This window comes from Nitrosovibrio sp. Nv4, assembly GCF_900215485.1.
GTDB lineage: Bacteria > Pseudomonadota > Gammaproteobacteria > Burkholderiales > Nitrosomonadaceae > Nitrosospira.
This window is the reverse complement of sequence record NZ_OCMZ01000002.1, coordinates 1,178,547-1,198,889: the sequence shown is the minus strand read 5'-3', so window position 1 is coordinate 1,198,889 and position 20,343 is coordinate 1,178,547. Positions and strand designations below refer to the sequence as shown.

The following is a 20,343-nucleotide window of genomic DNA, read 5'->3' as shown; positions in this document are numbered from 1 at the left end:
CCTGACTCCAAGGTACTTAAAGATAAATGCAGCTTTCCAGATGTCTGGTCAGATTTTTCTCACTGGCCCTGGTGTAATCCTTTTCAAAAGTATCGCTTACGAGGTTATGCACGTGGCTTCCCAAACTGCTGTTGATCAGACCGATGAACGGAGCTGACACAACCAGGATCAAACGCTGGTAGCTGTTGGTTGTGCGTCCTTGTTCCAGTTCTCTCGCTAACCTGCAGGCAAAATTGTGTGCCTCGTGTTGCTTTGGATCAGTGGCCGGTATATAGGCGCCGCGGCCATTGCCGTTACTTTTGTTGGAGCCGGGACGGTCGGAGACCAGGCCCACCCGTTTTTCCCTGCTGGCGTCGTGTCTGAATTCCTTGACTTTCTGTAGTCCTTTTTTTGGTCCGTAATTCGCGTAAAGATATGCTGCGCTTGCGTTTGCGACGAGAATCCACGTGATGCTCATGACTCCTCCCTGCGATAATGGTAAAGTAAAACGAGGTAGGTGCTACTCAACAATGGACATTGAATTCCCGGCAGAAGTTTCCTGCCGCCAGTGATTGCCTGGAATCATAATGATGCCTGATATTCGTTCGACTTTACATTGAAAATTCTCGCTCTCGATACATCTACCGAATACTGCTCGGTCGCAGTATTGCAGGATAGCGAAATACTGGATCAGGAGGTGCTTGCCGGACAGGGGCATTCGGAGCTGATTTTGCCGATGGTAAAGCGGGCGCTAGGCGAAACCGGACTGGCACTGGTGCAACTTGATGGTATCGCCTTCGGTGCCGGTCCTGGATCTTTTACCGGTTTGCGCATCGCATGTGGCATAGCTCAAGGTCTGGCTTTTGGCGCGGACCTGCCGGTGGTGGGTATATGCACCTTGGAAGCGCTGGCACAGGAGGCCGGTGAAAATAGAGTAATTGCAGCGCTTGATGCCCGTATGAAGGAGGTCTATCACGCCGCCTATGAAAAAACGGCGGACGGATGGCAAGAGGTAAGCGAACCGACCCTGTGCTTACCTTCCAATGCGCCGGGCGTTCCGGGATCCAGTTGGACGGGCTGCGGCAGTGGCTTTGATATCTACAGTGACGTCTTGCGTAACCACTACAGCGGGTGCGTCAGTCACATTATCAACGGTCTTCGGCCGAATGCGCGTGCAATGGCTCAGTTGGCTGCACCCAGACTCGCAGAGGGGCTGGGTATCGACGCTGCTGATGCTGCGCCGCTTTATATCCGTAATAAAGTAGCTCTGAAGGAGAAAGAGCGATGAGCGCCCAATTGCAGGATATGCCCCAAATCAGACGAATGGTTCAGGCAGACCTGGATGCGGTGGTAGCCATAGAGCGGGAAGTTTTCCTGTTTCCCTGGACACGCGGAAATTTCTTTGACTCTATCGATTCAGGCTATTACTGTCTGGTATTAGAACAGGATGGTGATATTTTTGGCTATGGCGTTATGTCGATCGGAGCGGAAGAAGCCCATTTGCTAACCCTCAGCATTGCTGCAAGCACCCAGCACAAGGGCTGGGGTGAAAAATTGCTGCGGCGTTTCATTCATATCGCCAGGGAGCAGCGCGCACTGACGATGTTTCTGGATGTACGAGAATCCAACCATGCAGCTGCCCGGCTATACGAACGCATCGGATTCAGGCAGATTGCCAGACGCAGGGATTACTATCCTGCGATGGGAGGTCGCGAGGATTCCTTGGTGATGGAGTTGGTTTTATGACCGGTGGCGGGAATGCGCGGAATGGCAGACGCAGGGAAATACTTAAAGAGCTGGGTTTGACGCCTTTGTGGCATGTCAGACCGGCTAGACCGGCCAGTATGCCCCAGCCGCCCGAACTGTCCCAGGAGCGCCAAGCGGCGCCACTGCCCCCACCGCCTCCTGCCGCTTCTGCTATGAAGGCTGAGTCCGGGGAGCAAGTTTGCAGCGACTCCTCTGTCGGTGCAGTGAGTGCACTGGAAGACCGGCGTTCGAAAATTCTGCAGATGGGCTGGGAAGAACTTGAGACGAGTGTAGCGGGTTGCATCGCATGCCGGTTATGTCACTCTCGCACTCGGACGGTATTTGGCGTGGGTGATCAAAACGCGGACTGGCTGTATATAGGCGAAGGGCCGGGTGCGCAAGAGGATGCCACTGGGGAGCCCTTTGTCGGACAGGCTGGAAAACTGTTGGACAACATGTTGACGGCAATTGATCTTAAGCGCGGCCGCAATGTTTTTATCACCAATATCGTAAAATGTCGCCCGCCCGGCAACCGGGAACCCCGTCCCGATGAGGCACAGTGCTGCGAGCCATACCTTGCGCGGCAAATCGAGCTGATCAGGCCTAAACTTATTATTGCATTGGGGAAGACAGCCGTACAGAATCTTCTGCACACAGATGCCAGTCTAGGCAGTCTTCGAGGCAGATTGCACCGGCATTCCGGCATCCCTGTTATTGTCACCTATCATCCGGCCTATCTGCTGCGCACGCTGCCTGCCAAGGCGAAGGCGTGGGAAGATTTATGCTTTGCCAGAAGCACAATGGAGGCTTTGAGAACTTCCGGATAAGTTCTTATCATCCCTTGCGTTACCCCAAAATCAGCGCTCGGCGCTTTGCATTCCCTGGCATCGTAGACTAAGCTACGATCTACGCCGTGCCTATTGATCATCTCGATTCTGCCACCTGCTTGATCAATGGATGCGCCATGGATTGCTCCTTCAGGTCCTTGCAATCGGATAATCAGCCCCCATTTCTCATCCATGTGAGGCAACACTTTATTCCAGGAAGAATTTCATGCATAACCTGATGCGGACGCTGACGTTGTTTCTTGTCCTTACCTTGAGTGGCTGTGGCTACAATACCTTACAGTCGACGGATGAACAGATTAAAGCGAGCTGGGCAGAAGTCCTGAATCAGTATCAGCGTCGCGCCGACCTGGTTCCTAACCTGGTCAACGTCGTAAAAGGTTTCGCCGCGCAGGAAAAGGAAGTGCTGATGGGAGTGACCAATGCCCGCTCCAGGGTTGGAAGCATTCAGGCCACACCAGAGCTCATCAACGACCCGGAGGCGCTCGAAAAATTTCAACGTGCCCAGGGAGAATTGTCGAGTGCCTTGTCGCGCTTGCTTGTGGTGGCCGAGAATTACCCCCAACTGAAATCGGACGCTAATTTTCGCGATCTACAGGCACAACTGGAAGGTACGGAGAATCGTATCACCGTTGCCCGGAACCGTTATATCAAGGCAGTTCAGGAATATAACGTCGTGGTGCGCTCGTTCCCCAGCAATCTCACGGCAATGGTATTCGGCTTCCAGGTGAAACCTAGCCTCACCGTTGAAGACGAGAAAGCAATTTCCACTGCCCCCAAAGTGGATTTCAGCAAACCATAGCGGGAAAACGGTCGTTCCAAAAATTTGTTCGAAGACAAGCGGTAGTAGCTGAGTATCTCGCTAACGATTACGCCTAGGCTGACCAAGGAATCTAAACCGCACGTCAGCTTTTATTTTTATATGCGGCTGTGCGTTTTTCAGTAGGATGGATGAAACGAGCGCAACCATCGTTTGGTTATTCCCACATCTCACCAAACTGCAATCGCGCTGGTTCTTGGTCCTGGTTTAATGTGTCGTATGTTTTGATGGGTTACGCTGCGCTCCACCCATCCTACCCAGCTACCCAGGTTATATAGCCGTCAAACTGGAATGGTTCATAGGTACATTTATTTATGATGCAAGCTGGGAGAAAAGCTCTTGTATTCATTGCCCTGCTTTTTTCCGCCTCCTTATCGATCGCGGATGTGGCGATTCCGCCCCTCAAGTCCCCTGTCACTGATCTAACCGGTACGCTGTCCGCGAATGAGACTGAGCAACTGGAGCGGAAACTGGCGGTGTTTGAAGCCAGGAAAGGCAGCCAGATTGCGGTATTGATCGTTCCCACCACCCAGCCTGAAACCATCGAGCAATATTCCATTCGTGTTGCCGAGGCCTGGAAGCTGGGACGCAAGGGTGTCGACGACGGAATCCTGTTGCTGATTGCAAAGCAGGACAGAACAATGCGCATCGAAGTGGGTTATGGTCTGGAAGGCGTGCTGCCTGATGCTATTGCAAAGCGCATAACCGAAGAGATAATCATTCCCGAACTCAGACAGGGAAACTTTACGGGCGGCATCGATGCGGGTATCGAGCGGATAGCGCGCGTTATCGAAGGTGAACCGCTGCCGCCGCCTCAAACCAGAAATATCAGGCGTGGCGACAGCACCGGCGCGGCTGCGGATGTTTTCCTGAATAATATTATTTTCGTTTTTATCGTACTCATCATCATCGCCAGGATATTGCAGTCCTTTGTGGGACGTTTTATAGGCGCCACATTGATGAGCGCGGCGGCTGGTTTCATAGGCTGGCTGGTATTTTCTTCAATAATCGTTGCCCTGGTTGTTGCGGTTGGCGCGTTTTTTATAAGCTTGTTCGGCAACCCAGGCGGAGGGATTTCCAGAGGAGGGCGCGGCGGTTGGCCGGGCGGCTTTGGCGGCATGGGGGGCAGAGGCGGTTTTGGAGGCGGCGGATTTGGGGGCGGGGGTTTCCGTGGGGGTGGTGGCGGCTTTGGCGGTGGCGGCGCATCGGGGAGATGGTAAATGAATTTGTCACGCATACTGCGGCATCTTTTTACCGGACCTCTGGCAGTGCGGCGACTATTTCCCGGTCCAGCCCTGATCGCAATCGAACAAGCTATCAAACAGTCTGAAATCAGTCATGACGGAGAGATCCGTTTTGCCGTGGAGCCAGCCCTGAACATGCTGCCTCTGCTTGCAAACCAGCCGGCACGCGAGCGGGCGATAGAGGCGTTTGCCCAACTCAAGGTCTGGGACACTGAACATAATAACGGCGTGCTGATTTATTTGCTGCTGGCCGATCATGACGTTGAAATTGTTGCCGACCGGGGAATCGACGTCAGGGTCGGTGGCGGCAATTGGGAAAAAATATGCCGCGAAATGGAAGGTGCTTTTCGTCGGGGACAGTTCGAAGCAGGAGTAATTGCGGGAATCCAGGCTATCGGCGATCACTTGCGAGAGCATTTTCCAGCAGAGCGGGAAGGCGGGCAAAATGAACTGCCCGACAGGCCGGTTATCCTGTAGCAGTCGCTCAATGTCCTTTGTGCGCACCGATGAGATGAAGGGAATCTTCAATACTCTGGTTGCGCAAATGCCACTGGCGTATCAGCGCCATGATCACGGCGACGAATAGACCGAAAAGAACAATAACCGTATAAACATGGACGTCGAAGCTCACCAATATCGCGTACAGCGCCAGCATGGTGAGAATACTCAGGTTTTCGTTGAAATTCTGTACCGCGATAGAGTGTCCTGCGCCCATCAAGATATGTCCTCGGTGTTGCAGCAGCGCATTCATCGGCACGACAAAAAATCCGGCCAGTCCGCCGATCAGCATTAAAAGCGGGATCGCAATCCACAGGTCTTGTGCCAGAATCATGGCCATCACCACAACACCCATCGCGATACCAAGAGGAATGACTTTCACCGATTGACGCAGCGACACTACGCGTGCCGCAACAATCGCGCCTATCGCAATCCCGACGGCGACCACGCCTTGTAACTGTGCGGCTTTACTTAACGGGTAACCCAGCGCCGCATCAGCCCATTTCAATACAATAAACTGCAGGGTTGCACCTGCGCCCCAGAACAATGTTGTGACGGCGAGCGAAATTTGTCCGAGCTTGTCTTTCCATAACAGCCTCAAACAATGTGCGAACTCATGCACCAGGAATACCGGGTTTTTCTTGAGAATCCGGTGGTCAACCCCGGTATTGGGAATGTACAGATTGAAGATTGCCGCAGTGGTATAAAATATGGCAATAAGAAGTATGGTGGCTTCCGGAATTGTGTCCACCCCTGTGTCTATAACAGGGAAATCAAACGCCAGAAATATGGCGGCTATTGCGGGAGATATCAGCAACCCGCCCAATACCGTGCCCAATATGATAGAAGCTACGGTTAAGCCTTCGATCCAGCCATTGGCAATGACCAGCTTTTCGGGGGGCAGCAGTTCAGTCAGTATTCCATACTTCGCGGGAGAATAGGCAGCCGCGCCAAGCCCGACAACCGCATATGCCGCAAGAGCGAAGTACTGGTGCGACGCCAGGAAAAGCAGGCTGCAGCCCACGATCTTGATAGCATTGCTGATGAACATCACCCGTCCCTTGGCCATGGAGTCCGCGAATGCCCCAACGAACGGCGCGAGAATCACATAGAACAAAACGAATACAAACTTGAGCATCGGGGTGAGATAAGCGGGAGCATGCAGTTCTACCAGAAGTGCAATGGCAACCACCAGCAGCGCATTGTCCGCCAGTGAAGAAAAAAACTGCGCTGCCATAATGGTATAAAATCCGCGTTTCAAGCTACTCTCCTTCCAGAAACTTGTTCATCCTCAGGCCCGGATTATACAATGCTCATTCAAGCTATATCATCAAACCGCTCATGCCATCCAGTTGAATTCTCCGGATTCACGCACTAATGATTAAACTCCCTGCCACCTGAGATGCCGCGCCCTATCCAGGCGCGGATTGATCTCTCCGCGCTCGAACATAACCTGTCCGTCGTTCGTCGTCATGCGCCCCACTCGCGCGTAATGGCGGTTATCAAGGCTGACGCATACGGTCACGGGTTGCTCCGCGCGGCTGAAGCGCTAGCGCGGGCGGATGGGTTCGCCATGCTTGAGCTCGATGCCGCCGTGCGGCTGCGGGACGCGGGCTATCGCCAGACCATTTTGCTGCTGGAAGGATTTTTTGACGTAGATGAATTGGCCTTGATCGAGCAGTATCATTTAAGCACCGTAATTCATCACCGCGAGCAGCTCGCCATGTTGTCTGCATCCAAGGTGCGCCGGAGACTGGACGTATTTCTAAAGCTTAATACCGGCATGAACCGCCTTGGATTCACGCTTGAGGAATTTCCCGCTGTGCTGGAAACCCTCAAAGCTAATTCTGCCGTAGAACACATTACGCTCATGACCCATTTTGCTCGCGCCGATGAGCCCCACAGAAATGAAAACATTGCCGCTCAGTTACAACGTTTCAACGTAATCGCCGGAGGACGATATCTGCCTCGCTCAATGGCCAATTCGGCCGCCATTCTGCGCTTTCCTGAAACACATGCGGACTGGGTGCGCCCCGGCATCATGCTTTATGGAGCGTCGCCGTTTGCGGACACGACTGCCGAAGAATTGAATCTGTATCCGGCAATGACGGTATCAAGCAAAATCATCGCGGTACAAACGCTTAAAGCGGGGGATGGTGTTGGGTATGGCCATACTTTTCGCACCGGCCAGCCGATGCGGGTTGGTGTTGTTGCAGGAGGTTATGCCGACGGCTACCCTCGTCATGCGCCTACCGGTACCCCCGTCATGGTGAACGGGAAGCGCACTCGTGTCATAGGGCGTGTGTCAATGGACATGCTGCATGTAGATCTGAGTAACATAGAAGATGCCGGGGTAGGCAGTCCGGTCACACTCTGGGGAAAGGGGATGCCCGTCGATGAAGTGGCGCAGTCAGCCGGTACGGTGGGTTATGAGCTGTTGTGTGCCTTGGCGCCGCGAATGCAGAAGGTAACGTAACCCAAATAAAAAAGGCAGTCGTGACTGCCTTTTTTATTTACCCCGGACTTGTGGAGACTTATTCGACTTTCGCTTTGGAGCGCAGATCATTGACCGATGACGCGAACTCCTTCTGCAACACACGTTGCGCCAGATTCTGCTTTACTTCCTCGAATGGCGGAATTTTCAGCGGCCGTACATTATCCAGGCGGATCACGTGCCAGCCGAAGGGGGTTTTCACCGGCTGCTGGGTAAGTTGACCTTCTTTCAATTTCGTCAAGGCTTCGGCAAAGGGCTGAACGTAGCTTGCAGCGGGACTCCAGTCGAGTTCACCACCCTTGTTTTTGCTGCCCGTATCAAGGGATTTTTCCTCGGCGATCTTCTCAAGCTTGGTGCCTTTTTTGATACGAGCGATGATATCTTTAGCTTCTTCCTCGGTAGCAACGAGAACATGGTGCGCTTTATATTCCTTATCGCCCATCTGAGTTTTCAGCGCTTCGTATTCTTTCCGCAACTCTTCATCACTGACAGGGTGCTTCTTTATATAATCCACCTGATAAGCCCTGACCAGGGCTGTCTGACGCGCCATATCGAGCTGAGTCTGGAAATCAGGGTCCTTGTCGAGTCCCTGTTTCTTGGCTTCCTGAGCTATTACCTCCTCGGTTATGAGGTCATCACGCAAAGCCTTTCTGGACTCCGGGCTATCCGGCTGACCCTGGGCGGTACGGGCTTTCACAATAAATTCGAGGCGGGACTGAGGAATTGCTACACCGTTCACCTTGGCCATGGTTGAGCCGGATTGAGCCTGAACAGCCGTTACGGCAATCAATCCGGAAATACCCAGTGATATTAGTTGAGCAAGTTTGATAAATTGCATAGAGGCTTCCTTGTCAGTGGAAAGTTAAATTTCTTCAGGAGTATACGCCTTTACACTCAGCGCGTGAATATTCTTGTGCATCATCTCGTGCAGCGCCGCATAGACCAGACGATGCCTCTCCAGGGGGGATTTGCCGACAAATTTCGAGGAGACAATGGTGAGCAAATAGTGTCCGCCGCCGCCTTTGGCCCCCTCATGGCCCGCATGCCGCGAGCTATCATCCACAATTTCAACCTCTTCGGGTTCAAGCACGGAAAGCTTCTGCCTGATCAATTCGAGGGTGCTCATTGGTTTACTATTTATGATGGCAAGACTTTCTTGAATGGCCTGACTATCAATTTTGCATATACGCCTGAAGTGGCGTAGGGATCGTTTTCGGCCCAGGTACGTGCTGCTTCTAGCGATTCAAATTCAGCTACGATCAGACTGCCGGAAAATCCGGCGGGACCAGGATCGGGGCTGTCAATCGCGGGATATGGTCCCGCCAGGATGAGACGCCCTTCTTCCTGCAATGCCTTGATGCGTTCCAGATGCGCGGGACGCGCTGCCAGCCGCTTTTCAAGGCTGCCGGAAACATCTTCGCCGCTTATCGCGTAGAGCATCATGTCTCCTTATCCTCATCGTGTTCAACATATTTCCCCAGCATCAACCCCTGTAATACAACAAAAACGAGCATCAGACCCATAAACCCGAACAACTTGAAGTTGACCCAGGTTTCCGTGGAATAATTAAACGCCACATAAAGATTAGCCACGCCCATCAATGCAAAAAACGCCGCCCAACTGGCGTTCAGCCGGCTCCATACCGGGTCTGGCAGCGTGATCTGTTCTTTCATCATCGTCCGGATCAAATTCTTCTTGAAAATCGCATGGGCCAACAGCAGTGCCGCGGCGAAAAGCCAATAAAGCACTGATGGTTTCCATTTGATAAAAGTCTCGTCTTGCAGGATCAGTGTCGCACTGCCGAAGATGACAATGAGAACCAGGCTTACCCACAGCATCGTATCAACTTTGCGGTGGCGGTACCAAACCCAGCCGATTTGGACAAAAGTGGCGGCAATGGCTACAGCGGTGGCAGCGTAGATGCCGTAGATCTTGAAAGTAATGAAAAAAAGGATTACCGGAAAAAGATCAAAAAGAAATTTCATAATGTGGAACGATGACGCCAGCAATTGGCTGATGAGCTGATTATCACGGTTACGAAGAGAAAAATCTATTGAATTTCCTGCTGATTAGAACGATAAGCACGTGATCTATATGCTTTGACGGCTGTGAATATAATCTGTCATCGATGTCGTCTCAACCAGGGCTGGATGCAGACGAGCAACCTTGAATTGCCCTTTGCTTTTTTAACTGTCAGGTTTCTGATCACCAGACCCGCGATCGAGTTTGAGCGAGGCGGAATTGATACAGTAGCGCAAACCGGTGGGCGCGGGGCCGTCCTCGAATACATGGCCCAGATGCGCGTCGCAGCGAGCGCATAACACTTCCGTTCGCCGCATGAAAAGGCTGTTATCTGCCACGGCAGTAACGTTGGACGGATCAATGGGCTGCCAGAAAGAAGGCCAACCGGTACCGGAATCGAATTTGGTATCCGAGCCGAATAATGCTGCACCACAGCAGGCGCAACGGTAAACCCCCTGGTCGTGGCAGTTCCAGTATTCGCCCGTAAAAGCGGGTTCCGTGCCCTTTTCACGGCAGACATGGTACCGTTGAGGCCCGAGCTGGGTTTTCCATTCCTGCTCCGATTTTGCAATTTTGCCGCTCATGGCTCCTTTCCCTCCAAAAATTAACGCAATCTGAAAGTATCATTCCGAGGGTGTGCTTGAAGAGTATATCTCAGTGTAGATGTACTGGCGTCACTTCACCTTCTTCAGGAAATTCGGCATGTACCACTTCGCCTTCCGGGCTTGGAAACAGTGGGGCGCCGCACTCTTCGCAATAGTCAAGAAGGAAACGGTTTTCGAGCAGCGTGGTGTGGGTTATGCCGCATTCTCGCAGGGTAGCTTCGATTTGCCCCACGATATCGCTATTCTCATCTTCATCGCCAACCAATGTCCAGACTATCCCATAGAGCACATCGTCACGCTCCTTGAGCGTAAAACTTATACGATATTCCTCCAGCCATTGGTCATAAAAAGGTGCGACCACCGCACGCAGCCTGGATGCCGGTATATTCAAGGTGGTTTGCAGGAAATCGACAGTGGCATGCATGGAATAGGGCCGGGCCAATCGATCCGCCATACGCCAGGCAGAAAAAAAGCCATCGGGTATCAGTAATTCGAACGCGCAACCCTGGAATAGGGGCCGCAGAGCTTCGACGCCATGAGTCTGCCATGCCTGCACTATTTCCTCTTTTGAAAACTTCGGAACGGGCGAACTGCTGCCTCTAGGCTCACCGGTTCCATCCGCCTGCCAGCGGAACATGGGCTTTCCCTGAGGCACGGCAATGCCGCCGAGGAGATAACGGGTATCGGAAAGAAAGCGTCCCGTTTCGGCCAATTGTCGTGGGTTCATATGCAGGTCACGTTCACCCGCCACGGCCGCTGCCCACAGCTTGCTGGCCAGCTCATGCGTAAGATGATAGCCGCGCGGCAATTGATCGGGACTGAACAGGCAGTCGGCCAGCACGAACTGTACATTCGCGGCCAGCACATGGGTCTGCAACTGTACCCGCAATTTGGCGAGCACCGCTTCGGTTACAGGTCCCGAAGGAATCGAAAAGCGAGACCAGGTCAGTACCGGTACCGCGAACATCAGCACATCATAGCGGCGGTCCTCGTGGGTCAGTATGCTGCATTCGATTGCCGCTTCTATGGCATAAATGAACTCGCTATAACCAGCGGGATCCGCATCATAAAGCTGATCCAGGGCGGCTTCCAGGTTTTGATCATCGCCAGTGCGCAACTGAGCGGCAATCTTTACCGCGAGCCGGTTCTCCCAGAACGCGTCTTCTATCCGGCTGCCCGAAGCAGCAAGACCAGCCGCCAGCCGAGAAAGCTCCTGGACCACCCGCGGAGATTTGATGCGGTGAGGGACGCGAAGTTTTTTCATGAGGTTGGCGTCCTTTAGGATCAAAAAAATATTTTAACCTAATTCGACAGATTGAAACGAGGCCCCGTATCGTTGCTCCGGTAAAGATAGCGAAGAATAAAGAACCAATACGACAGTCCAGGTTTTTCCATCATGGCTGGGGGAATAAGGTTTTGCGGGCGAATTCACTTCCTACCGGCACTTATGGCGAATATTCGCGGCACTCGGAGTCGGCATTATCCGGCAAGGATCCCTCGCGAATCGACCGGGTTAGTGTTTATGCGTCGTCATGAAGAAAAGTATGTGGTTGCAGCAGGTCTTGCACAGGCATGGGAGGGCCCATCTAGCGTATACGATCGGGATACCAGGCCAGTGAGCATCCAGGTGGACTTGGGGACGGGAAGCATCCGGATGCGGAGATTACACCCGCGTTCGTGCTCATTTCGATTTCGGCCCAGCGGCGATTCTCCGCGCGTTTAACCTGCGTCATCGCCGCAACTATATTTTGAAGGGTTTTACCGCAGTTCGTGGAATATGGGCAAGTGGGACGAATGGATGCAGGCCTTCCATGGGAGACAGCGGACAACGCAGCATGGGTGAAAATACCGCAACCTTCTGAATCTGAGGAGTCACCTGCGTCGTTCGACTTGTTACAGCTTTATGAATTAGTCGTGGTTTGGAACACCCTGATCATGAAAAAGTAACGGTCCCGTTGAGAAGCTTTCCTAAAAGCTGGCTGAAGGGTTATTCGTGCAACAAGCGAAAACCCGCCGAAGCGGGTTTGGGGGCATTGGCTTACAGCTCGTCTGCGGCGTCCTTTTATGGCTTCCCTGGCATCTCCGTATTTCTTCCAGGCTTAACCAAGCTTTTGACGTTCAGAAAAAACGAATTTGAGACATACAAATCCTGTTTAAGACCTTCGATGAACAATAAAGCCCATTAAGCCCACAACAGACAGCAACATGGACAAAGCCATCGATTCCGGCATTGTGGAGGCCAGATTTGATTCTGGAATTGCGGAGATCATGATTGTACTGTCCACGAGACTATCCGGATGTTGCACATTCACATAGGCGACATTGGCATCAAACTTGTCAAAATAAAGGCCGGTAGCCTCGGCCCCTATGGTGGATAGAGAGGCCCAGCGCGCGACAGAGTCAGCCACGCCATCATTATTGGCATCCAGGGCAAACCAGATGTCAGCCATTCCGGCGGGCTGGTCCTCAACAATATAAATATTCCCGGCCGCATCGATCGCCAAATTATCCGGGTTGGCCAAGGAAGTGCCCACCGGTGCGCCCGTCGACTTGTTGGGAGTGTTACGGCTTACAAAGTGCTTCACTTCATTGGAATCAAGATTAACGGAGTACACCTCGTGGGTCCCCGTGGTGGCCACAAATAACATTTCATCTCCGTTGGCCAAGGTTTTGATCTCGATATCCTCGGGACGCTGGTAGCCAGTTCCTTTTACCGCATTCGCCGTTTCGCGGCCATTTATGGTTCCATCGGCATTCATCACCGATATCCCATCAATGGGGCCGCCAGTGGCGTCAGTAATCGGAATCCAGACAAAAGACCCTACCGTATTGGCATTGTCACCCCCGTTCACCTGCAGGACGAAGGTCTGACCGGCTGAGAAATACTCATTGCCCGTGGTGGCAGCGGGACTTGCCGGCACATATCTGTAAATGCTACCGCCATTAAACTCATCAATGAAATACAGGTTGTTTTCTTTATCAAAGGCTAGTCCTTCATGCGCTACGCGTGGCACAATTGACCGATGGACGAAACTGGAGTCACTGCTGCCGGTAGCAGTTGTCGGGTTGGTCAGTTCAAATAAACGTCCTTTAGTACTCTCCTTTTCCCACGACTCCTCCGCGGTCAGGTGGCTGCCCCAGGGTGTCCAGCGCGAGGCATCTCCCTTGGTGAAGCCTTGTGTGCCAGGCCGAACGAGGGTTTTGGTCAGTCCTGTTTTTAAATCTATACGCTGTACTCCTGCCTCCGAAGTTTCAAAGGGAATAAATAAGTAGCGCCCGGCATCGGGGCCGGTCTCGTTAGCGGTGATCATGTCCCAGCCACCAGAGTTGGGCTCTCCAAGCTTGAGTTGGCTTATGCGATCTGCGATTCGAACCTGCGAGAAATTAAGTGAAGAGAACGTAAAAGGAGAACTCTCCGGAAGGGAGCCGGCGGTAACGCTGCCCGGGAGGGCATTGAATTTGGCGAAATGCGTATTGGCAGCTGTAGCTTGCGCCGTCCCAATCATTACCAGAAGTACCGCTGCAACAATAACGTTCAGTATCTTATGGTTAAACATGGAAGCTCCGAATTAAACGCTAAAATGAATACTTTCATTGACCGTCACTACTGAAAAAGCACGTAGTGCTCCCAAGCCCATCCTTTAACCGACTGCCGGGCCCTGTAGGTAAATATACCTACTGAATATGACGCAACGATGACAACGCTGTTGCCTTGCTCGACGACCCGCTACATGAAATATCAGCCCGATAATCCTGCGAAGCCAGTTAAGGTCTTAGCGTGCCGGAATCGTCGCCTGAGCGCGGTCAAGTGAGGCTTACTGGGTTAGAGGGGGTGTGAGCATGATGCGATTTAAGTTGAAGCAAGTTCTATTTATGTGCGAGCGCTTTAAACATTCTGGGCAAGGGTATTGCGTGCAATAAAGAAAAAAACCGCCGAAGCGGATTTGAGAGGAGCAATGTTGGGAGATTGACTTGAAGCGCGTCTGCGACGTCCTTTGGCTTTCCTGCCATCTCCATATTTTTTCCGGGCTTTGCCGCGCCCTCTGGCCAGGGAAAACAATGGATCAAATAGCTCAAACAACAGGCAAGGGAATTTACTTAAATGCCTGTGGCTTGAGAAGCCAGAGATTAGGCGGTAACGCGCATTTCACGGAGTCTACGGCGAGGGAGCTTGCGAGTTTCATCTTCATACGCCGCGAAGACGGTAGGCATGTCTAACTCCGATCTGGATTTTCCGGCAGAGCGAAGCTTTTTGTTAATACCTCTCTCCAGTAAGCGATCAAACTCATCCGAAGTATAACCATACAGATCAACGTACCTTCGTTTTTTCATAACATTTCTTTGGGGGTGGAAAAACATATCAACTAAAAAAGCATTCGAGTCAGGGCTGGCCGCATTTTTACAATCTTGGGAGGATTTTGGGAGGAGTATGTTTGGTACCGTCCCCCAAAATCCATTCGACCTCGCCATGGCAGTTTACTTGTCGAATCGAAATGAATCAGTTTCCTGGTTACAATTTGAAGCAACCGATCCGTGATTCACGCACTTCCTCAACTAATCTGAATTTAGAAGGCTATTTGACTACGGAACATGAAAGTATTCAGATCATCCGGCTGGCCGCCGCTCGCGGTCGTCAAAGGCGAATCCTTGATTTCCAATATCTTGTCGTAATTAAACATGAAGCGAATGTTGTGGTTCACGTACCAGTTCAGGGCAACGGTAAAGTTTTTCATTTCACCTGCTCTGAAGGCGCCATCGTTCATGTCTACTCCGCCGACACGTGCCGCCAGTTCCCAGGCGCCCCATCCACCATTTGAAAAGCTGAAGTTACGGGTCGGCGCCACTCTGAAGAACCGTCCTTCTTTGTAGTTGCGTGATTCACCGGTGAGCGTCCATGCGGCTTCTCCATACCAGCCATTTAAGCTTAGTGAATCCAGACCGTTTCGGCCAACCCAGCTATGGGTATACTCGCCTCCCGCGCTGAATGGGCCATATACGCCGCTTGCCTCCAGGCCAAGCATCTTTACGTCCTGAATATTCCCTACGGTGCCCGAGTCAATCGGAAACAGATCAGTCATATGCGACGTTTCATGCCTGAATCTCACGCCATTGGAGGGACCGAATGCCTGACCGCTGCCGCTCGGTTGGCGATAATTTCCTGCCACACCTAAATGGACAACCTTTGTCTTTTCGTTAACGGGTGCAAAAGTGACACGCGAATTGGTTCCCCAGCTTTCATCCATGCTGTTGTTATTAGAGTCGATTGACTCGCCATAGAGTCCAACCTGTCCAGTCCAGTTTTTATCGCTTTTTGACAGATTTAGACCAATGGCGCGATCTACAAGCGGTGCGTTAAGAACATTCATTAATGATCTTTCCATAAACATAAGATCGTTGGAGCTTTCCTGCAACTCGCGACTGAAAGCCTGTTTCTGGTGGCCCAGGTTGACCTTCGCGAAATCCAATCCCTTGTATGAGATAAACATATCTTTAACGCCGACACTATTATCTGCAAAGTCGATCTGGCTCTTAAAATCCCAATCTTTAAAGAAAGTGCCTGAAAACTCCAGGCGCCCCCTGCGGAGTTCTGCGCCATCATTGGCTTCAACCGGAGCACCATCTCTAAAAAAATTATCATTACTGCTATGGGTGTAATCCGTGTGAATCCGGCCTCCGATCTTGAACTTGAAATTCTTGTCTGCTGTTTCGAATTGCAAGCCGTTTTTATCCAGTTTGAGTTGCTTTTCGCTTTCTTTGACACGTTCCTCAATGGACTCAACCTTGCCGACGAGCTGAGCCCGCTCCGCCTTTTCTTTTAATCTTGCACTTCTGTCGCCGGGAGTTGACTGGCCGGTTCTCTCTGCCTCCGGCGCTGGCGTTGCACTGCTTGATGGAGCACGTTCGACTCTCTCAAAAGTACCTAAAGGTTGCCGGTCAGGTCCTGGCTCTCCATATATCTGCTTGGTTTTGGTATCGATGTAAAGATCAATCGCAAAAGCCCCGGATGATGTGATTGCCCCTAAGACAGTAGCCACTGCCAATGCAAGTTTTGAAAATTTCAATGCTATGCTCCCAGTGTTGTATTGATTGGTTATGTTTATCGGTATAAACCGGGAGTAAGAATACGGAAAAGAAATGACTGCCTTATTACCGTTTTGTAACAGTTCTATGACTAAAGTCAGTGTCAAGCGCTGATGACCGATGCGAAGAATGCCGTATGGCTATGGGCTCCAGCGTGCTACAGATGGAAATCGAGCTTTACCTTTTCGGCATGATAGCCCGCCTGCTTACAGAATTTAAAAGTAACTGAAGGAGCACTTTCCCCAAGGGCTGCCGTGCTACTGGATGTTTGCCGATGGATTTTTACGGAATTGAGGAGACGAACACTTGGAGCTGATCGTTTTCGGGCGGAGCTTCGAGCGAGCATTCGATACTATAAGATCCATAGGCGCCATACCGATGCTAGCCCCTTCGTCATTTGCCCAAAACACTTTTTGCTCGGCCATCCGACCAATACTTCCTCGTGCACGTAAGGGACTTACGACCAGTAACAAAGAAAAATCGCGAAACCTTTTCGCTCTACGCTGCCGGCTTTGTTTCGTATGTAGAGGACGTATTTTTTAAGCGCGTTTTCTGGATCAAACTAAATTGGCGCTTGTTCACCGCCTTCTCCACTGGAATAGACATAGAAGTTGACGTGCCTGGTCAAGGTCATGCCAGTTGCCCAGGCAGTTTTGGTTCCAGCCCCCGCTATTAGGGCGGCGGGTTGGTATCAGTAGAGTGAGAAGAAGGGTTAATAGGGGCAATGCCTACGCTGGGCCCTGTGCTATTCTCCCACAGCACTATGGATTCAGGAAAACCGACGAGTTCTTCTCCGTGCACATAGGGGGATAAAGAACCATAGGTTTTTCGCCAATCGTAAGGTAGATTAGAAATAACGTTCTTCATGCGCTCGATATAGCCCTCGTTGGTTCGTATATACACAGCGTATTCGAACATTGTTCACTCCTGTTCTGATGAAATTCGGTTCAACATCGTACTGTATATTTATTACGAAATTTTTAAGGGCCTGGGGGATCGATAACGGGAGGCGGCTGCAGTGATTCTCAGGAATAAGCCTTCGGCGAAGAGCTGTACAAGGACATCTGACGGAAAGGAAGTGTGGAACGATAAACTCATAACACTGAGCAGTTGAATTTGATCTGGCGCATCACGCCGCGCGATTCGGGAAACTGCCAGATGAGGTCGCAACTGCTACAGCTTAGCCGTGAATACTATATCGGTGGAAAGTTTAAAGGCTTAAATCGCGGTAGTTATTTGCAGTCTGCCACCTCATCTTTTTCGTCGTACTATAGGCTGGCCTCACGTTTGAGCAATTCATCGATCTTGAGCCCCACCGCCGGTTGGCCGTTAAATACTGTGCCAAGCTTCTTCTTGTTTAGGTGCTCCAGATTAGTGGTGTAAGCTTGACTTGGCAGCGGAAAGTATTTAACTTCTTTTACCAGAGCCGGTCCATTTTTCATATAAAACTCAACAAACTCCTTGACTCCGGGTTTTTCTGTCGCCTTGATATTCACGTAAATAAAAATCGGGCGTGATAATGGCTGGTAGCTTCCATCCTCCACCGTTTTAATGGATGGGATAATACCGCCCTGGCCTCCATCAACAGCGAGCGCCTTAACCTTTTTCTGGTTTTCGAAGTAGTAAGCGAAGCCAAAAAACCCGAGCCCGTTTTTATTGCTCGCTACCCCCTGGACCAGCACATTGTCGTCTTCGGAAGCAGTGAAATCGCCCCGACTCGATTTGGCCTTTCCGACGATTGCTTCCGTAAAGTAGTCAAAGGTGCCAGAGTCCGCTCCTGGACCGTAAAGGTTTATCGGATCATCAGGCCATGCGGGGTTTACCTGATTCCACTTGGTTATTTTCCCCTGGGCGTCGGGCTCCCAAATCTTTTTTAATTCTGCGGCGGTAATGACTTTAACCCAATCATTTCTTGGATTCACCACAACCGTCAATGCATCATACGCCACTGGCATTTCAACGTATTGCACCCCGGCAGTTTTGCAAGCGTCCATTTCTTTTTTCGAGATGGGGCGCGAAGCGTTGGCGATATCTATTTCATCACGGCAAAATTTCTTGAAGCCACCGCCAGTGCCGGAAATACCAACTGTGACTTTAACGGCACCCCTGTTGTCTATTTGAAAATCTTCCGCCACTGCTTCGGTAATGGGATAAACGGTGCTGGAACCGTCAATTTTTACAATCGGCTCAGCATTCGCAACGCTGACACCTCCAAGCAGCCCACCCAATACCACTACTACTATCTCAATACCCAGCAATTTCAGCATTTCGTTCTCCGCAAGATGGATCAGGATCCGCTTTCCGGTGACATCCCTGCTCTGGCTATTAACTCGAGCCCCGACAGCACACCAGGCTAGCGCCCTGCATTAAGTTATTGATATAAGTATTTTTGCCTTTTTTGGACAATTACGAAAATAGAGCGGATTTAACGCAAGCCTCATATTTTCATCTGATTGTTTCTCGTCTTCTTTAAGGAAAACAATTGGGAGAATACTGCCCGGTCATGTCGGTATCATTTCAGTTTTGTGGCTGTTTTATGACACGGGGAACTTGGCTATAAACGAGAGGTAAAGTGGTGGGACGATCTCGGGAGAGTTCAAGTCGGCACGGCCGGAAGATGCATGGGCAATGAAACGAGATGATGGGTCTTGGTAATTGGATGGCTTTGTTTCTATCCTTTCATGAAGGATGACTTGCCCTTACCGTGACCAAAAACACATTTTTCTATTCTCGATCTCGCGGAACATTCAGGCGCCTGAAGAATATCAACAAGGCCAGATCGTAGGCAATCTTCAAAGCTCCACAAGCAATCAAAGGTGCGCTCAACAGTCCGCTGGCCAGCAAGGCCCCGGTGAAGGTTGGACTCGCGATTGAAGCGAGGCTGCGGGATACTGCAGTGAAGCTTGCAGCGGCAGCTCGCTCCGACGGGGTGACCACAGCCATTACGTAGACAGTACGGGTTGGCACATCCATCTGCGATAATGCACTCCGTAGGAACAGCAGAGCGAGTGCGATTTCCAGATTTGGGGCAATTGCAGCAAATATGAGGCATACGTTAGCAGGGATGTGAGTGAAAACCATTGTATTGAGCAGCCCGATCCTGCGCGCGATGACTGGTGCAGCGAGTTGGGATCCGGCCGACAGGAGTCCCGCGCAGAAGAAGAATGTCCCGGCCTGCCCAAGTGACAGTCCAAACCGCTCAAAGAGCCAGAGCGTCAGCAGCGAATTTCCCAACAATCCCCCAGCAAACGCATCAATGCTAAATAACATGGCAAGCTTGAACACAATGCTGCGAGATGGACCCAGCGGCTTCGGTAACGGGGCAGTCTGGAGCTCGATCGCCGGGAGAGTTCGATAGAGCAGCCAGACCGATCCGCCGAGTAGACCATAAAGCACGAACATTGCGCGCAGGCCATCAATTAATGAAAGACCCGACCATGGCACGAGCCAGGACGGGATCCCGGCGGCTAAGGCACCCGCGGCGGCGCTCAGTGAGCCAATAAGCGAATAACGAGCGAACAGCGTGGTTCTTGCGTTGCCGCTAGCCGCCTGTGCCAAGCGGGCATGCTCCAGCGGCAAAAATACGCTTACATCACCCGAACCCGGACTAAGTGTTCCTACGAATGCGATAACAAACAGTGGCCAAAACGATGAAACGCTCGCGAAGCTAAGGCCGGTAATCATCATTAAAAAGGCAGCGGACAGCAACAACCGGCGAGTTGTCCATCTGTAGCCAATCGCACCTAGCGCCAACATCGCCAAGGCTGATCCGGCTAACGTTGCCGTACTTAAAAAGCCTACGTCCAGTTGATCAAATCCCAGCGCCAGCAGATAAGCGGGCAAAAGCACAGCAACATAGCCATCGCCAAAGGCGCGCAATGCGCGAGCTACCAGTAATGGGAAAGCGGTTTCGTCTGCCCCCGCAGGCATGAGTAAACGGGTAAATATTCTGCGCCCCACGCCCGTGTTCACTGCTTGATCCTCCATCTGCGATCTATCTACAAGATAA

Annotated in this window: 21 protein-coding genes; 8 read left to right on the top strand and 13 right to left on the bottom strand. The window is 51.6% G+C overall.

Features of this window, described 5'->3' with window-relative positions; genetic code table 11:
• Positions 1–16 precede the first annotated feature (16 nt).
• Entirely contained in the window at positions 17–457 is a 441-nt protein-coding gene (locus CRO05_RS13810; protein WP_097067703.1) for a host attachment protein, read from the bottom strand.
• A 138-nt stretch (positions 458–595) separates the two neighbouring features.
• Here CRO05_RS13810 and tsaB point away from each other — a divergent pair, with 138 nt between their 5' ends.
• The 6 genes from tsaB to CRO05_RS13780 all read left to right on the top strand — a co-directional run bounded on the left by tsaB (position 596) and on the right by CRO05_RS13780 (position 5,111).
• Entirely contained in the window at positions 596–1,267 is a 672-nt protein-coding gene (gene tsaB, locus CRO05_RS13805) for a tRNA (adenosine(37)-N6)-threonylcarbamoyltransferase complex dimerization subunit type 1 TsaB (protein ID WP_097067702.1), read from the top strand.
• Positions 1,264–1,725, top strand: coding sequence for a ribosomal protein S18-alanine N-acetyltransferase (gene rimI / locus CRO05_RS13800; RefSeq protein ID WP_097067701.1), 462 nt, complete (start codon positions 1,264–1,266; stop codon positions 1,723–1,725). Before tsaB ends, rimI begins: the two co-directional genes overlap by 4 nt.
• Positions 1,722–2,552, top strand: coding sequence for a uracil-DNA glycosylase family protein (locus tag CRO05_RS13795; protein ID WP_097067700.1), 831 nt, complete (start codon positions 1,722–1,724; stop codon positions 2,550–2,552). The genes rimI and CRO05_RS13795 overlap by 4 nt, the downstream gene beginning before the upstream one ends.
• Positions 2,553–2,778: 226 nt before the next feature.
• Positions 2,779–3,372 (top strand): LemA family protein, encoded by a 594-nt coding sequence (locus tag CRO05_RS13790; protein ID WP_097067699.1) that lies wholly within the window; start codon positions 2,779–2,781, stop codon positions 3,370–3,372.
• A 332-nt stretch (positions 3,373–3,704) separates the two neighbouring features.
• Positions 3,705–4,610: a YgcG family protein gene (locus CRO05_RS13785; protein WP_339389726.1), complete on the top strand. Its 906-nt coding sequence runs from the start codon at positions 3,705–3,707 to the stop codon at positions 4,608–4,610.
• On the top strand, positions 4,611–5,111 hold the full coding sequence (locus tag CRO05_RS13780) for a TPM domain-containing protein (protein ID WP_097067698.1): 501 nt from the start codon (positions 4,611–4,613) through the stop codon (positions 5,109–5,111).
• A 7-nt stretch (positions 5,112–5,118) separates the two neighbouring features.
• On the opposite strand, the gene lplT is transcribed toward CRO05_RS13780, so the two are convergent.
• Positions 5,119–6,393, bottom strand: coding sequence for a lysophospholipid transporter LplT (gene lplT, locus CRO05_RS13775; RefSeq protein WP_097067697.1), 1,275 nt, complete (start codon positions 6,391–6,393; stop codon positions 5,119–5,121).
• A gap of 141 nt (positions 6,394–6,534) precedes the next feature.
• Here lplT and alr point away from each other — a divergent pair, with 141 nt between their 5' ends.
• Positions 6,535–7,608 (top strand): alanine racemase, encoded by a 1,074-nt coding sequence (gene alr, locus CRO05_RS13770; protein ID WP_097067696.1) that lies wholly within the window; start codon positions 6,535–6,537, stop codon positions 7,606–7,608.
• A 58-nt stretch (positions 7,609–7,666) separates the two neighbouring features.
• Here alr and CRO05_RS13765 read toward each other — a convergent pair whose 3' ends face one another.
• The 6 genes from CRO05_RS13765 to CRO05_RS13740 all read right to left on the bottom strand — a co-directional run bounded on the left by CRO05_RS13765 (position 7,667) and on the right by CRO05_RS13740 (position 11,517).
• Positions 7,667–8,464: a peptidyl-prolyl cis-trans isomerase gene (locus CRO05_RS13765; RefSeq protein ID WP_097067695.1), complete on the bottom strand. Its 798-nt coding sequence runs from the start codon at positions 8,462–8,464 to the stop codon at positions 7,667–7,669.
• A gap of 24 nt (positions 8,465–8,488) precedes the next feature.
• Positions 8,489–8,752: a BolA family transcriptional regulator gene (locus CRO05_RS13760; protein WP_097067694.1), complete on the bottom strand. Its 264-nt coding sequence runs from the start codon at positions 8,750–8,752 to the stop codon at positions 8,489–8,491.
• 11 nt (positions 8,753–8,763) lie between these two features.
• The gene (locus CRO05_RS13755) at positions 8,764–9,066 is read right to left on the bottom strand and encodes a YciI family protein (protein WP_097067994.1); all 303 of its coding nucleotides are present in this window, start codon (positions 9,064–9,066) and stop codon (positions 8,764–8,766) included.
• Complete coding sequence (locus tag CRO05_RS13750) at positions 9,066–9,611, bottom strand: septation protein A (protein WP_097067693.1); 546 nt, start codon at positions 9,609–9,611, stop codon at positions 9,066–9,068. Before CRO05_RS13750 ends, CRO05_RS13755 begins: the two co-directional genes overlap by 1 nt.
• A 201-nt stretch (positions 9,612–9,812) precedes the next feature.
• Entirely contained in the window at positions 9,813–10,232 is a 420-nt protein-coding gene (gene msrB, locus CRO05_RS13745) for a peptide-methionine (R)-S-oxide reductase MsrB (RefSeq protein ID WP_097067692.1), read from the bottom strand.
• Positions 10,233–10,302: 70 nt separating this feature from the next.
• The gene (locus CRO05_RS13740; RefSeq protein WP_097067691.1) at positions 10,303–11,517 is read right to left on the bottom strand and encodes a DUF2863 family protein; all 1,215 of its coding nucleotides are present in this window, start codon (positions 11,515–11,517) and stop codon (positions 10,303–10,305) included.
• A 152-nt stretch (positions 11,518–11,669) separates the two neighbouring features.
• On the opposite strand from CRO05_RS13740, the gene CRO05_RS16185 reads away from it, so the two are divergent.
• Entirely contained in the window at positions 11,670–11,789 is a 120-nt protein-coding gene (locus tag CRO05_RS16185) for a methionine adenosyltransferase domain-containing protein (protein WP_159462751.1), read from the top strand.
• Between the two features lie 617 nt (positions 11,790–12,406).
• Here CRO05_RS16185 and CRO05_RS13730 read toward each other — a convergent pair.
• From CRO05_RS13730 to CRO05_RS13710, 5 genes are all read right to left on the bottom strand, one after another.
• On the bottom strand, positions 12,407–13,810 hold the full coding sequence (locus tag CRO05_RS13730; RefSeq protein ID WP_097067689.1) for an alkaline phosphatase PhoX: 1,404 nt from the start codon (positions 13,808–13,810) through the stop codon (positions 12,407–12,409).
• Positions 13,811–14,818: 1,008 nt separating this feature from the next.
• Positions 14,819–16,315 carry an OprO/OprP family phosphate-selective porin gene (locus CRO05_RS13720; RefSeq protein WP_097067687.1) on the bottom strand — a complete coding sequence of 499 codons (1,497 nt, stop codon included), beginning with the start codon at positions 16,313–16,315 and terminating at the stop codon, positions 14,819–14,821.
• Between the two features lie 691 nt (positions 16,316–17,006).
• The gene (locus CRO05_RS15630; protein ID WP_146166036.1) at positions 17,007–17,252 is read right to left on the bottom strand and encodes a hypothetical protein; all 246 of its coding nucleotides are present in this window, start codon (positions 17,250–17,252) and stop codon (positions 17,007–17,009) included.
• Positions 17,253–17,602: 350 nt separating this feature from the next.
• On the bottom strand, positions 17,603–18,601 hold the full coding sequence (locus CRO05_RS13715; protein ID WP_097067686.1) for a PstS family phosphate ABC transporter substrate-binding protein: 999 nt from the start codon (positions 18,599–18,601) through the stop codon (positions 17,603–17,605).
• 457 nt (positions 18,602–19,058) lie between these two features.
• Positions 19,059–20,306, bottom strand: coding sequence for an MFS transporter (locus CRO05_RS13710; protein ID WP_235001446.1), 1,248 nt, complete (start codon positions 20,304–20,306; stop codon positions 19,059–19,061).
• Between the last annotated feature and the right edge of the window lie 37 nt (positions 20,307–20,343).

Excerpts from the sequence above, each read along its gene's own strand:
- CRO05_RS13785 (WP_339389726.1), top strand. The coding sequence starts at position 3,705 with ATGATGCAAGCTGGGAGAAAAGCTCTTGTATTCATTGCCCTGCTTTTT.
- CRO05_RS13755 (WP_097067994.1), bottom strand. The coding sequence starts at position 9,066 with ATGCTCTACGCGATAAGCGGCGAAGATGTTTCCGGCAGCCTTGAAAAG.
- alr (WP_097067696.1), top strand. The coding sequence starts at position 6,535 with ATGCCGCGCCCTATCCAGGCGCGGATTGATCTCTCCGCGCTCGAACAT.
- CRO05_RS13740 (WP_097067691.1), bottom strand. The coding sequence starts at position 11,517 with ATGAAAAAACTTCGCGTCCCTCACCGCATCAAATCTCCGCGGGTGGTC.
- rimI (WP_097067701.1), top strand. The coding sequence starts at position 1,264 with ATGAGCGCCCAATTGCAGGATATGCCCCAAATCAGACGAATGGTTCAG.
- CRO05_RS15630 (WP_146166036.1), bottom strand. The coding sequence starts at position 17,252 with ATGTTCGAATACGCTGTGTATATACGAACCAACGAGGGCTATATCGAG.
- CRO05_RS13715 (WP_097067686.1), bottom strand. The coding sequence starts at position 18,601 with ATGCTGAAATTGCTGGGTATTGAGATAGTAGTAGTGGTATTGGGTGGG.
- CRO05_RS13790 (WP_097067699.1), top strand. The coding sequence starts at position 2,779 with ATGCATAACCTGATGCGGACGCTGACGTTGTTTCTTGTCCTTACCTTG.
- CRO05_RS13730 (WP_097067689.1), bottom strand. The coding sequence starts at position 13,810 with ATGTTTAACCATAAGATACTGAACGTTATTGTTGCAGCGGTACTTCTG.
- CRO05_RS13780 (WP_097067698.1), top strand. The coding sequence starts at position 4,611 with ATGAATTTGTCACGCATACTGCGGCATCTTTTTACCGGACCTCTGGCA.
- CRO05_RS13765 (WP_097067695.1), bottom strand. The coding sequence starts at position 8,464 with ATGCAATTTATCAAACTTGCTCAACTAATATCACTGGGTATTTCCGGA.
- CRO05_RS13795 (WP_097067700.1), top strand. The coding sequence starts at position 1,722 with ATGACCGGTGGCGGGAATGCGCGGAATGGCAGACGCAGGGAAATACTT.
- CRO05_RS13750 (WP_097067693.1), bottom strand. The coding sequence starts at position 9,611 with ATGAAATTTCTTTTTGATCTTTTTCCGGTAATCCTTTTTTTCATTACT.
- CRO05_RS13760 (WP_097067694.1), bottom strand. The coding sequence starts at position 8,752 with ATGAGCACCCTCGAATTGATCAGGCAGAAGCTTTCCGTGCTTGAACCC.
- CRO05_RS13810 (WP_097067703.1), bottom strand. The coding sequence starts at position 457 with ATGAGCATCACGTGGATTCTCGTCGCAAACGCAAGCGCAGCATATCTT.
- msrB (WP_097067692.1), bottom strand. The coding sequence starts at position 10,232 with ATGAGCGGCAAAATTGCAAAATCGGAGCAGGAATGGAAAACCCAGCTC.